13 protein-coding genes are annotated in these 12178 nt (G+C 60.1%); 4 read left to right on the top strand and 9 right to left on the bottom strand.

Going from position 1 to position 12178, the window contains the following annotated elements; translation table 11 throughout:
* Positions 1-76: 76 nt before the first annotated feature.
* The 8 genes from infA to ACQUTG_RS08610 all read right to left on the bottom strand — a co-directional run bounded on the left by infA (position 77) and on the right by ACQUTG_RS08610 (position 6236).
* Positions 77-295 (bottom strand): translation initiation factor IF-1, encoded by a 219-nt coding sequence (infA, locus tag ACQUTG_RS08645; protein ID WP_014421226.1) that lies wholly within the window; start codon positions 293-295, stop codon positions 77-79.
* Between the two features lie 81 nt (positions 296-376).
* Positions 377-1090, bottom strand: a complete 714-nt coding sequence (locus ACQUTG_RS08640) for an arginyltransferase (RefSeq protein ID WP_428919010.1) — start codon at positions 1088-1090, stop codon at positions 377-379.
* Positions 1091-1804, bottom strand: coding sequence for a leucyl/phenylalanyl-tRNA--protein transferase (gene aat / locus ACQUTG_RS08635; protein WP_428919009.1), 714 nt, complete (start codon positions 1802-1804; stop codon positions 1091-1093).
* A gap of 25 nt (positions 1805-1829) precedes the next feature.
* The gene (gene trxB / locus ACQUTG_RS08630; protein WP_428919008.1) at positions 1830-2783 is read right to left on the bottom strand and encodes a thioredoxin-disulfide reductase; all 954 of its coding nucleotides are present in this window, start codon (positions 2781-2783) and stop codon (positions 1830-1832) included.
* A 149-nt stretch (positions 2784-2932) separates the two neighbouring features.
* Positions 2933-3844 (bottom strand): AAA family ATPase, encoded by a 912-nt coding sequence (locus ACQUTG_RS08625; protein ID WP_428919007.1) that lies wholly within the window; start codon positions 3842-3844, stop codon positions 2933-2935.
* A gap of 7 nt (positions 3845-3851) precedes the next feature.
* Positions 3852-4775: a carbon-nitrogen hydrolase gene (locus ACQUTG_RS08620; protein ID WP_428919006.1), complete on the bottom strand. Its 924-nt coding sequence runs from the start codon at positions 4773-4775 to the stop codon at positions 3852-3854.
* Complete coding sequence (locus ACQUTG_RS08615) at positions 4772-5824, bottom strand: agmatine deiminase family protein (RefSeq protein ID WP_428919005.1); 1053 nt, start codon at positions 5822-5824, stop codon at positions 4772-4774. Before ACQUTG_RS08615 ends, ACQUTG_RS08620 begins: the two co-directional genes overlap by 4 nt.
* 103 nt (positions 5825-5927) lie before the next feature.
* Complete coding sequence (locus ACQUTG_RS08610; RefSeq protein WP_428919004.1) at positions 5928-6236, bottom strand: hypothetical protein; 309 nt, start codon at positions 6234-6236, stop codon at positions 5928-5930.
* A 259-nt stretch (positions 6237-6495) separates the two neighbouring features.
* Between ACQUTG_RS08610 and ACQUTG_RS08605 the strand changes: the two genes are divergently transcribed.
* Positions 6496-7737: a lipoprotein-releasing ABC transporter permease subunit gene (locus tag ACQUTG_RS08605; RefSeq protein WP_428919003.1), complete on the top strand. Its 1242-nt coding sequence runs from the start codon at positions 6496-6498 to the stop codon at positions 7735-7737.
* Complete coding sequence (locus ACQUTG_RS08600) at positions 7730-8440, top strand: ABC transporter ATP-binding protein (protein ID WP_428919002.1); 711 nt, start codon at positions 7730-7732, stop codon at positions 8438-8440. Before ACQUTG_RS08605 ends, ACQUTG_RS08600 begins: the two co-directional genes overlap by 8 nt.
* On the opposite strand, the gene ACQUTG_RS08595 is transcribed toward ACQUTG_RS08600, so the two are convergent.
* Entirely contained in the window at positions 8428-8973 is a 546-nt protein-coding gene (locus ACQUTG_RS08595; protein ID WP_428919001.1) for a DUF2062 domain-containing protein, read from the bottom strand. The two genes, ACQUTG_RS08600 and ACQUTG_RS08595, sit on opposite strands and share 13 nt — an antisense overlap.
* 131 nt (positions 8974-9104) lie before the next feature.
* Between ACQUTG_RS08595 and ACQUTG_RS08590 the strand changes: the two genes are divergently transcribed.
* Together ACQUTG_RS08590 and ACQUTG_RS08585 are read left to right on the top strand one after the other, a co-directional pair.
* Positions 9105-11477 carry a DNA internalization-related competence protein ComEC/Rec2 gene (locus ACQUTG_RS08590; RefSeq protein ID WP_428919261.1) on the top strand — a complete coding sequence of 791 codons (2373 nt, stop codon included), beginning with the start codon at positions 9105-9107 and terminating at the stop codon, positions 11475-11477.
* 72 nt (positions 11478-11549) lie between these two features.
* Positions 11550-12176, top strand: a complete 627-nt coding sequence (locus ACQUTG_RS08585; protein ID WP_428919000.1) for a MotA/TolQ/ExbB proton channel family protein — start codon at positions 11550-11552, stop codon at positions 12174-12176.
* The last annotated feature ends 2 nt before the right edge of the window (positions 12177-12178 follow it).

The following is a 12178-nucleotide window of genomic DNA, read 5'->3' as shown; positions in this document are numbered from 1 at the left end:
GTGCAGCGGCTTTTTTATATTACAGGCAATAAAAAACCCCGCCGTGGCGGGGTTTTTCAGATGTCACTGAGGCAGATTAACGGGCGCGGTAAACAATGCGGCCCTTGCTCAGGTCATAGGGGGTCAGCTCAACCTTGACCTTGTCGCCCGTCAGGATGCGGATGTAGTTCTTGCGCATCTTGCCGGAAATGTGAGCAGTCACAACGTGACCATTGCTCAGCTCAACGCGGAACATGGTGTTGGGAAGGGTGTCGATGATTACGCCTTCCATTTCAATGACATCTGATTTCGCCATTCAGTAGAAACCTCTCTTTGAATATGCTTCTCGTGATTTTAAATTGCGCAATTCTGCCTGATTTGTCGTCATTTGGCAAAGTCAGTTGTCATCCATTGTTCGCCAGTGGCCATCGCGCAGAGCCTCAATCGGCTGGAAACGGGTCTTGTAGTTCATTTTTCGGCATTCCCTGATCCAGTAACCCAGGTACAGGTGTGGCAGGCCGCGGCGCCTGGCCTCTTCGATCTGCCACAGGATGGCAAAGGTTCCCGGGCTGCGGTGCTCCAGTTCGGGGGCAAACACCGTATAGATGGCCGACAGGCCGTCATCAAGGACATCGACGGCCGCAAGGCCCACCAGTTTGCGCTCCAGGCGCATCTCCAGGAACCAGGAATCCGTGGCCCCTTCCACCAGGAATGAGCTGAACTGCTCCCGGGACGGCGGGTACATGTCGCCGTCGCTGTGCCGCTCATTGATATACCGGGCATAGAGAGTGTAGTACTCCTCGGTGAAGCGGGCGGGCACCATTTCACAGTCGAGGTCCGTGTTCTTTTTTATTACCCGACGCTGACTCCGATCCGGCTGAAACTCTTCTGTCTTCAGGCGAACGGGAATACAGGCGTTGCAGTGCTCGCAATGGGGCCGGTAGTAATGGGACCCGCTGCGGCGGAAACCAAGGGCGGTTAGCTGACTGTACAGTTTCTTGTCGATGTTGGCCCGAGGATCCACAAACATCGTGGTGGCCTCGCGATCGGGCAGGTAACTGCAGTCATGGGGAGGAGTCGCAAAAAATACCAGGGTTCTGAGGTTACTCATTTACACCTCCGGCCCACGCCATTCCCAGGTGAAGGTCCAGTCGGACTGGTCCGGTTTCTGATCAACACATGCCCTGAGTATAGATAAAAACTCCGCTCTGGGAATGCTCCGGGCGCCCATGGTCAGCAGGTGGTCGCTCTCCACCTGGCAGTCCATCATCCGGTAGCCCCACAGCCGCAGCTGGTTGGCCAGGTGTACCATCAGGACCTTGGACGCGTTGGTCTCCAGGGAAAACATGGATTCGCCAAAAAAGCATCGACCCATGGCAACCCCGTACATCCCACCGGCCAGCTGGTTGTTGCGGTTCCAGATTTCGATGGAATGGGCAATGCCTTGCCGATGCAGTTCGGTATAGGCCGACACCATGTCGTCGGTAATCCAGGTGCCCTCCGCGCGGGTGGAACCACAGAGCCGGATAATGCGACTGAAGGCTCGATCCGCGGTGACGTGGAAGCGCCGTTGGTTCAATGTTCGACGAAGGCTTCGTGAGATATGGATATCAGCCGGGAACAGAACACATCGGGGATCCGGGGACCACCACAGGATCGGCTGATCGTCACTGTACCAGGGAAAAATGCCGTTCCGGTAGGCGAGGATCAGCCGCTCGGTCGAGAGATCGCCGCCGAGGGCCAGAAGACCGTCCGGGTCATCCAGGGCTTCCTCGGCGGGTGGGAACCAAAGCCGGTCCGGTTCTAGCCAGGGGAGAGTGGTCATCCTGCTCCAGTTGCTCCGGCCGGGATCAGTCCTGCTGGTCCAGGAACTTCTCGGCGTCCAGTGCGGCCATACAGCCAAAACCGGCAGAGGTTACTGCCTGGCGGTAGACGTGGTCGGCGACATCACCGGCGGCAAATACGCCCGGAATGCTGGACTGGGTCGCCATGCCTTCGAGGCCGGAACGGATACGGATGTACCCATTGTCCATGTCCAGCTGTCCTTCAAACAGGCTGGTATTGGGTTTGTGACCGATGGCAATGAAAACGCCGGCGAGCTCGATCTCCCGGGTGGAATCATCCCTGGTGCTCTTGATGCGCATGCCGGTCACGCCGGTGGCATCACCGAGCACCTCGTCCAGAGTGTGGTCCCAGATGATGTTGACGTTGCCGTTCTCCGCCTTCTCAAACAGTTTGTCCTGAAGGATCTTCTCCGCCCGCAGGCTGTCGCGACGGTGCACCAGGGTCACTTCGTCGGCAATGTTGGACAGATAGAGGGCTTCCTCGACCGCGGTGTTGCCGCCGCCAATCACCGCAACTTTCTGCTTGCGGTAGAAGAAGCCGTCACAGGTGGCGCAGGCGGAAACACCCTGGCCCTTGAATTTCTCTTCGGATTCCAGTCCCAGGTAAATGGCGGAGGCACCGGTCGCGATGATCAGGGCATCACAGGTGTATTCCCCACCGTCGCCCTTGAGCCGGAACGGGCGGTTGCTCAAGTCAGCCTCGTTGATGGTGTCGTACACGATGCTGGTCTCGAACCGCTCCGCGTGTTTCTGCATACGTTGCATGAGCTCCGGACCCTGAACCCCGTCGTTGTCCCCGGGCCAGTTATCGACGTCGGTCGTGGTGGTCAGCTGGCCACCGACTTCAATGCCGGTAATCAGGGTCGGGTTCAGGTTGGCGCGGGCCGCATAGACTGCTGCAGTATAGCCGGCAGGACCTGAGCCGAGGATGATCAGTCGGGAGTGTTGGGTGTCGCTCATGAATGTCTCTCACTGACGTTTGAAAATGGATGCCCGCGGGTCAGGGCGTCGGTTCGGGAAATTGACGAAAGGCTAACATGAAACGCTAGGGGCGCCATTCGTTTCGGCCAATTCCGGTTATAAAACCTTGCTATGTGGTCAGACGGTTTTTATTCAAGTACCGAGACCGTTGCCAGCAATTGCCGGACCCGCTCGGCGCTCTTGCCGGATTCGCCCTGCTCGAGCCGGTGCTCAGCGACAGCCTGGAAGACGGCCTGGATATCGTCGGGCAGGACATGGTGGCGCCCCTCCATCATGGCCCAGGCCTTTGCTGCCCGGAGCAGGCCCAGGCCGGCCCGGGGGGAGAGGCCGTAGAGAAGGCCGGGCATGCGACGGCTTTGCTCCAGCAGCCGTTGCACGTAATCCAGCAGTGCAGGGCTGGCGGTGACCCGGGTGACACCGTCCTGAAGGGTGCGGAGGTTTTCGGCAGAGAGCAGGGTGCCCAGGCGCTCGGTCATGGCGCGACGGTCCTCGCCCTCAAGCAACTCCCGCTCGGCGCGCGGGTCCGGATAGCCCAGTCTCAGGCGCATCAGGAACCGGTCGAGCTGGGATTCGGGAAGCGGAAAAGTGCCGCCCTGTTCGATGGGGTTCTGGGTGGCAATCACGAAAAACGGCTCCGGCAGGGGGCGGGTCTCGCCCTCTATGGATACCTGGCGCTCTTCCATGGCTTCGAGCAGGGCACTCTGGGTTCTCGGGGAGGCCCGGTTGATTTCATCCGCCAGGACCACCTGGGCGAAGATGGGGCCGGGATGGAAGACCAGGGTGCCTGCAGCCTTGTCATACATGGAGTAGCCGAGCACATCGGCGGGCAGCAGATCGTTGGTGAACTGGATGCGCTGGTAGCTCAGGCCCATCACCTTCGCCAGGGCGTGGGACAGGGTGGTTTTACCCATGCCGGGAATGTCTTCGATCAGCAGATGCCCCCGGGCCAGCAGGCCGCACAAGGCAAGGCGTACCTGTCGGTCTTTGCCCAGGAGAATGCTGTTCAGTTCATCGACAACGCTGTCTACCAGTTTTTTCATGCTGTCCTCAGTCCCTTACCCGCTTCAGAATGTCGCCGTAGGCGTCGATACGACGGTCTCTGAGATATGGCCAGATCCGGCGCACGGACTCCGTGCGGGTACGGTCGAGGGTGACAGAGAGGATGCATTCGTTTTCGTCATCGGCGCGGGCGAAAAACTCTCCCTGAGGACCGCAGATAAAGCTGTTGCCCCAGAAGCGGATGCCATCGGACTGACCCGACGGGTCCGGTTCGGTACCCACCCGGTTCGGTGCCACCACCGGAAGGTTGTTGGCGACGGCGTGCCCGCGTTGGACGGTTACCCAGGCTTCCAGCTGGCGGCTCTGTTCGTCCGGATCGTCGGTGACATCCCAGCCAATGGCGGTGGGGTAGATCAGGATCTCGGCACCGGCCAGGGCCATCAGTCGGGCAGCCTCGGGATACCACTGGTCCCAGCACACCAGCACGCCGAGCCTGCCGACCGACGTGTCGATGGGGGTAAAGCCATTGTGGCCGTCGTTGAACTGGGCATCGCCGGGGGTAAAGTAGAATTTCTCGTAGAAACCGGGATCATCGGGGATGTGCATTTTCCGGTAGATTCCGGCAATGTCGCCATCCCGTTCAAACACCACGGCAGTGTTGTGGTAGACACCGTTCATGCGCCGCTCGAAGATCGAACCCACCAGCACCACGCCCAGTTCCCGGGCCAGTGCTGACAACCGGTCGCTGGTCGGACCGGGGATCGGCTCGGCGAGCTCAAACACCGAGGTATCCTCGGTCTGGCAGAAATACAGGGTGGCGTGCAGTTCCTGCAGGACAATGAGCTCCGCGCCCTGGCTTGCCGCTTCACGAATCAGTTTTTCGCTGGTGGCCAGGCTGGCGGCCTTGTCCTCACTGCAGGCTTGCTGGATTGCTGCGATGCGAAGTTCTCGACTGTCGCGGGCCTTGCTCATGTATGAACCACTCCTGCGGGGATTTGCATGGTGACGCAATGCAGACTGCCGTGCTGGTAGACCAGTGGCCGGCAGTCAATGGGGATGATTTCCCGATCCGGGAAAATGCCCTGCATGACGTCGATTGCCTCGTCGTCCTGGGCGACCCCGTATACTGGCAGCAGGACACCACCGTTGATGATCAGGAAATTCGCGTAGGTGGCCGGCAGTCGTTCGCCGGCCTCATCGTGAATCGGATCGGGCCAGGGCAGCGCCGTCAGCCGGTAGGGCTCGCCATTTTCCTGCCGGAACTCCCGCAGCTCCTCCGCCATGGCGGCCAGGGCACTGTAGTGCTCGTCGGCAACATCGGGGCATGTCACGTAACAGATATGGTCGGGGCCGCAGAAACGGGCCAGGGTATCAATGTGACTGTCGGTGTCGTCGCCCGCCAGGTAGCCATGATTCAGCCAGAGCACCCGCTCGGTACCCAGGACCTCGGACAACAGATGTTCAATGGCGGTACGATCCAGGCTCGGGTTGCGGCTGGGGGTGAGCAGGCACTCGCTGGTGGTGAGCAGTGTGCCCTGACCATCGGATTCGATGGAGCCGCCTTCGAGCACAAAATCCACGGGTTTGAGTGGTACTGAACCAAACACGCCGGCACTGGCCAGGTGGCGGCTCAACGCATCGTCCTTTTCCCAGGGGAATTTGCCACCCCAGGCATTGAACCGGAAGTCGAGAAGTTCCGGGCCGTCTCCGGTCTGGACCGTAATCGGGCCATGGTCCCGGGCCCAGGTGTCGTTGGCTGGCGCAGGAATAGTGACGACGCGGCCCGGAAGCCGGTTTTCTTCGGCGTAGCGGTTAAGGTCGCGGTCCAGCTCCTGGAGGCGGAACACATGTTCGCAGCTGATGACGAGGTGCTCGAAGCGCAGCACCGCCCGGGCGATGGCTTCAAAGACCGGTTCCACCTCGTCCAGGCGGGAAGCCCAGTCAGTACCGGGGTGGGGCCAGGTCAGCATTACGGCACTTTGAGGTGCCCATTCGGCGGGCAACACGCGTCTTGAAGTCACTGTTGAAGCTACCTTAACTCGCAAAAGCCGCCATTCTAACCAAGGACTGGCCCGGCGTCAGGACAGGAGCCGTAAAAACAGACTGGCCGGCGGTGTATTTTTGTTATCGTCCGGTCTCGCGTTTCAGTACCGTGTGGAGCACAAGATCCCTTTCGAAATAAACGACGAAATCCTGATAATGCCATTGCCTAATGGGAGGTTCGCCAACGGGACCACGAACTTCCAGGGGGTTGCCCCACTTTGCGCGGACCGTGGACTGGGACAGCCCGGTTTTCGGATAGTTTCCCTCGTTCCGGTCTGCCTGGCTTCCTACCGGAGTCCGAAGCTCTTCAGCCAGGACACCGCTGGCCGGTGCAAACGACAGGGCGGCCGCCAGGGCCAGTACACCGAACAGGGTTCTGTTGTTTCTCATTGATGGCTCTCCATTCACGCTACAGCTCGGGTCCTTGCGGGGGGTCCGAAAGGACATGGATAAAACGTAATATCCGAAAAAGACTAGCAAAAGTCACCCGCTTTTCCCCAGTTTATACTGTTTGGGCCCGAGTTTTTTGCCAAGGCTTTCACACGCAGGGTGCGGGAGGTCCGGTTGCAACCTATTTTCGACAAGGGCCATAATGCGCTCGACCACGCCGAGCTTGCCATTCAGGGATTCTAACAGAGCAGCACTCTACATGTTCCGACCCTTATCTTTCTATATCGGTTTGCGGTACACCGCAGCCAAGCGTCGTAATCACTTCATCTCGTTTATCTCACTGACCTCCATGATCGGCCTGATGCTCGGTGTTGCGGTACTGATCATCGTCTTGTCGGTGATGAACGGCTTTGACCGCGAGCTCAAGCAGCGGATCCTGGGCATGGTGCCCCATGCGGTGATACAGGGTTCCGGTCCGCTGCCTGATTGGGAGGCGGTAGATGCCCGAGTGGAGGAGCACCCGAGGGTGCTGGCCGCCGCGCCCTTCATCCAGGGGCAGGGTATGGTAACCGGTGGCGGCGACGTCCGGGGTGTGATGCTCAATGGCATCCTTCCGGAGCAGGAGCGAACTGTCTCCATCATTGAGAACCACATGATCGAGGGTGACCTGGAGGATCTGGTGTCCGGTGAGTTCGGCATCATAGTGGGACGGACAATGGCAGCGAGCCTGCGTCTCAAGGTAGGAGACAGGCTGACGGTGGTACTGCCCGAAGCCTCCGTGACCCCGGCAGGCGTTCTGCCCAGGCTCAAGCGTTTTACCGTCAAGGGCATTTTCAGCGTGGGTGCGGAGCTGGACGGCAACTACACCCTGGTACACATGGATGATGCCGCCAAGCTGATGCGCACCGGTGGCAAAGCCCAGGGCGTGCGCCTGCTGGTGGATGACCTGTTTGCCGCTCCGAAGGTGGCGGAAGAGGCTGCGCGGCTCCTGGACGGTCGTTACTACATTTCCGACTGGACCCGGACCCACGGCAACCTGTTTCAGGCCATCCGCATGGAGAAAACCATGATCGGCCTGCTGCTCATGTTCATTGTGGCGGTAGCAGCGTTCAACATTGTTTCGACACTGGTCATGGTAGTGACCGACAAGACCGCCGATATCGCCATTCTCCGGACCATGGGGGCGACCCCGGGTCGTATCATGCGGATCTTTATCGTTCAGGGCGCGGTTATCGGTGTGTTCGGGACTCTGGTCGGAACCACGCTGGGAGTGCTCGGAGCCCTGAATATCAGCGCCTTTATCTCCTGGCTGGAAAAGGCCCTGGGGCACCAGTTTCTGAGTGCCGATGTCTATTTCATCAGCTATCTGCCGTCGCAGCTCCAGATGCAGGACGTAATGATCATCAGCGGTGCCGGGCTGGCGATGAGTCTGCTGGCAACCATCTATCCTGCCTGGCGAGCGTCCCGGATCGATCCGGCGGAGGCACTGCGGTATGAGTGAGGCAAGAGCTACCATGAACGATAAAACACCGGTCATTGACTGCCGCAGCGTTACCCGTACCTACAACGAGGGCCCGGAAAAACTCACGATCTTTTCCGATATCTCCCTGCAGGTTGGTGCCAGCGAGACCGTCGCCATTGTCGGCAGCAGCGGGGCCGGCAAGACCACTTTGCTGAACCTGCTGGGTGGGCTGGATAAGCCGTCCTCGGGGCAGATCCACATCTGCGGCGAGGATATTCATCGCATGTCGGAGGCGGGCAGGGCACGCTTTCGCAACCGGCACCTCGGTTTCGTGTACCAGTTTCACCACCTGCTTCCGGAATTCACGGCCCTGGAGAATGTCATGATGCCCTGCGCCCTTGGCGGACTTCCGGTCAAGGCGGCCCGTGACAAGGCGGCGGCCTTGCTCGAGAAGGTTGGTCTCGGGGCCCGTCTGACTCACAAGCCCGGTGAGCTGTCCGGGGGAGAGCGTCAGCGGGTGGCCATAGCCCGCGCCCTGGTGAACGAGCCGGAGTGCGTGCTGATGGACGAGCCCACCGGTAACCTGGATGAACACACCGGGGAGGGGGTGCAGGCGCTGATTGAAACCCTGCGTGACCAGTCCGGCATTGCCTTTGTCATGGTGACACACGATATGCGCATGGCCCGGAGTCTGGGGCGGGTGATGCGGTTGGAACAGGGGCGTCTGCTTCAGGAAACCTGATTGGCGGTGCGGCGGCGTCTGCGCCGCGCCAGCCGTCTTTCCCGCCAGTCCGAGCGGATTTTCCGGCGCCAGAGATACTGGATGACCAGGTAGGAAAAGCAGGCAAAGACGGTGGCGCAGATCAATGAGCCCAGATACAGGGGTATCCCGATATCCACGAGTCGTTCGCTGATCCAGGGCCAGGAAAGTTCGAATTCAAAGGCCAGTACCGGCCGGTTCAGAATCCACGCGCCGATCTTGTAATTGAAGTAGAACATGGGTGGCATGGTGACCGGATTACTGATCCACACCAGTGCCACCGACAGCGGAAGGTTGGCGTTGAACCAGATGGCGAACAGCGCGGCCGCCAGCATCTGGAACGGCATGGGGATAAAGCAGAACCAGATGCCGATGAGAAAGGCTCTGGCGACGCTGTGGCGATTGATGTGCCACAGGTTGGGTTCATGAAGGATATCGCCCAGAAAGTGCAGTGACTTCATTGACTGCACCCGTTCCGGTGACGGCAGATATCGTTTCATGAACTTCTTTGGCATAGGAAGTTCTGCCTGTAAGCGTGTGATTGCACCGGCAAAAGGATGTTGCCGGAGAATAAATATCAGGAGGACAAGGATTGTCCGCGAGTCATACCAGCTCTGAACAGCCGTATAAGCCGCAATCGCACGGCGTGGCGTTTCCTTGCGCCATAGCTTTTTCGTGCGGCGTTATCTTACTGTATCGCTTGTCGGTGTTACCAGTATCGTGGTGGCTGCTGGTGGCCCTTGTGACAGCTTTTTACAGTGTGCTGGCGGCGAAGTCTCCGGCGCTGCGGAGCCTGGCTCTGGTTGCTGCCGCCCTTATAGCCGGTCTGGCATGGGGCGCGTGGCAGGCCGGGCACCAGTTGAGTCAGCGCCTGCCTCCGGATCTGGAGCGCATTCCCCTGACGGTCGAGGGCTATGTCTGCGATATTCCGGCGGCCGGCAGTTTCAACAGCCTGCGTTTCAGTTTCTGCATCACCGGTTGGCCAGGGAGGGCTGAATCGGGGCTGCCCGAGCGGCTGCGGCTGAGCTGGTATGGTGGTGAGGCGCAGACGCTGGCACACCATCGCCTGACTCTGCAGGTGGTCTTGAGGCGGCCACACGGAACCCTCAATCCCTCCGGGTTCAGGTACGAGGACTGGCTGTTCCGCAAGGGTTATCGTGCGACCGGTAGTGTCCGGTCGGCAGAGCCTGCCGCAACCCTCCCTTGCCATCTGCACTGCCAGTACACCGCTGGCCACCAGTCCCTTGCTCGCTGGGTGGAAAGCCGATTCTCCGAAGCCAGCCGGTACCCTCTGATCGCATCACTGATGATCGGCAACCGCGGCGCCATGGAATCGTCTCACTGGGAAGTGCTCAAGGCTACCGGGACCATCCACCTGGTGGCCATATCCGGTTTGCACCTGGGCCTGGTGGCACTGGGAGCAGGTTTTGTGGCCCGTCGGACCTTGTTGGCCTTCCCCGGGCACAGGTTCTCCGAGGCCTCTTTGCGCTGGGGCGTCTTTACCGTGGTTGGCGTCTGCTGTCTGGCTTATGCACTGGCATCGGGGTTCACGGTACCGACGCGCAGGGCATTGATCATGGTGATGATTGCCACCTGGGCCCTGATATGCGGGAGGGAGATCTCCCCCTGGAGCTCGCTGGCTCTGGCGTTCGCAACAGTTCTTGTTCTTGATCCTTTTGCTCCGCTGGATCAGGGTTTCTGGCTCTCATTCTCGGCGGTCGCCATCCTGCTCGTCACCTTCTCCGGACGGCTGGGAGCCGTTGGTTGGCTGGCAGGGCTGGTCCTGGCCCAGATGGCAGTCTTTATCGGGCTTTGGCCGGTGCTCTCACAATTTGGTCAGGGGCAGCCGATTGCCGGCCTCGTCGCCAACCTGATTGCCATTCCCTGGGTCTCGGTGATTGTCATGCCGGTCATCATCGTTGGTGGCGTGGTGGTCGCCCTGATGCCCATGCTGACGGAATGGGTGGTCCCCGTGATGGATGCTGTGCTGGCGGGACTCTGGTGGTTGTTGGTCCGCCTTTCAGAGTGGCAGGTGCCGGTTCTTTCATTCGCAACCCTGTCACTATCTCTGGTGGCCGCATCCGGCTTGCTGGCTCTGCGTCTGCCCCTGCCCTGGTTTCCGGTTCTGGTCTTCAGTGCGGTGGTTGTGTGGTTGTGGCCCGGGTCCGACTCCGTCAGCGGTGGCCGGGTGAACCGGTATGTGCCTGTGCCGGAAGTGCGTATTCTGGATGTCGGGCAGGGGCTTTCGGTGCTGGTGCGCCATCGCCGGGAGGTCCTGCTCTACGATACCGGCCCGGCGGTACCGGGCGTGTTTTCCGCTATGGAGTCAACGGTCCTGCCGAATCTGCGGGACCTCGGGGTCCGGCGGATAGACCAACTGGTCATCAGTCACAGTGACAATGATCACGCCGGTGGGGTTGGTCTGTTGTTCGGTAGCCTGCCGGTTGGGCGTGTGATTGCCGGGGAGCCGGAGGCGATTGCCGAGGTGGACGTACCGGCCCCGGTGCCTGTTGAAAGTTGCCAGCGGAAGCCGGCAGCACTGGGAGCCCTGGAGCTGACTTTCTGGCGGAGTCCAGGCGGTGCGTCCGGCAACGATAGGTCCTGCGTGCTGTTGGTCCGGCACAAGTCGATGGAGTGGATTCTGCCCGGGGATATCACCGAAGCGGTTGAAGCCGGTTTCCTGAAAACCTTCGCCCCTGCGTCCCATCCGCCTCTGCATCGGGTTGTCCTCGCGCCGCACCATGGCAGCAAGACATCGTCCTCTGCTGCCTGGGTCAATACGCTGGAGCCGGATCATGTCATTTATACGGCCGGTTACCGGCACCGATACGGTCACCCGCACCCGGATGTGGTTGCCCGTTACCGCCGGATCGGGGCGGTCGCGCTGAATACCGCGTGCTCCGGTGGCATTACGTTCAAGGCAACTCCCGGAGGGCTGGAAGTCCATGAAATGAGACACGATTCACCGTTCTGGATCGGTGGAGCGGGGCTGGCCCGTGACCAATGTAAAATACCGTGACACAACGGGTGTGGCCTCGAACGGCAGCTATGCTAAAGTAGCGCGGCTTGTAACTAACCAGGGAGACCAAGCGTGTTCGAGTTGTTGAAAGCCGGTGGCATTCTGATGGTGCCCATTGTTGCCTGTTCCATCCTGGCTCTGGCCATCGTCCTGGAGCGTTTCTGGACCCTTCGTGCCTCCAGGGTTGCTCCCCCCCAGACCATCAACGAACTCTGGCGCTGGATCAAGAAAAAGGATCTGAACGGCCGGAAGCTAAAGGCCCTCCAGGCTTCATCTCCTCTTGGGCGAATCCTCGCCGGCGGCCTGCTCAACGCCAAGCATGGCCGGGAAATCATGAAGGAAAGCATTGAGCACGAAGCCAGCCAGGTGATCCACGATCTGGAACGTTTCCTGAATCCGCTCGGCACTGTGGCCACCATCGCACCCTTGCTTGGCCTGTTGGGTACGGTAATCGGGATGATCAAGGTGTTCGCCGAGATCCAGCTCGCCGGAGTCGGCAACGCCGGCAACCTGGCCGGAGGTATTTCCGAGGCCCTGATCACCACGGCGGCTGGTCTGAGCGTGGCCATTCCCGCTCTGATCTGTCACCGCTATTTCATCCGTCGTGTTGATGAACTGGTGGTCAACATGGAGCAGGAAGCCATCAAGCTGGTTGAGGTTGTGCACGGAGACCGCGAAATCGACGTGGAAGGAGCCTGAAC

Source organism: Marinobacter sp. DUT-1, from assembly GCF_050379415.1.
Classification (GTDB): Bacteria; Pseudomonadota; Gammaproteobacteria; order Pseudomonadales; family Oleiphilaceae; genus Marinobacter.
Note: the sequence above shows the minus strand (reverse complement) of the source record. Positions and strands in the feature narration are given on the sequence as shown.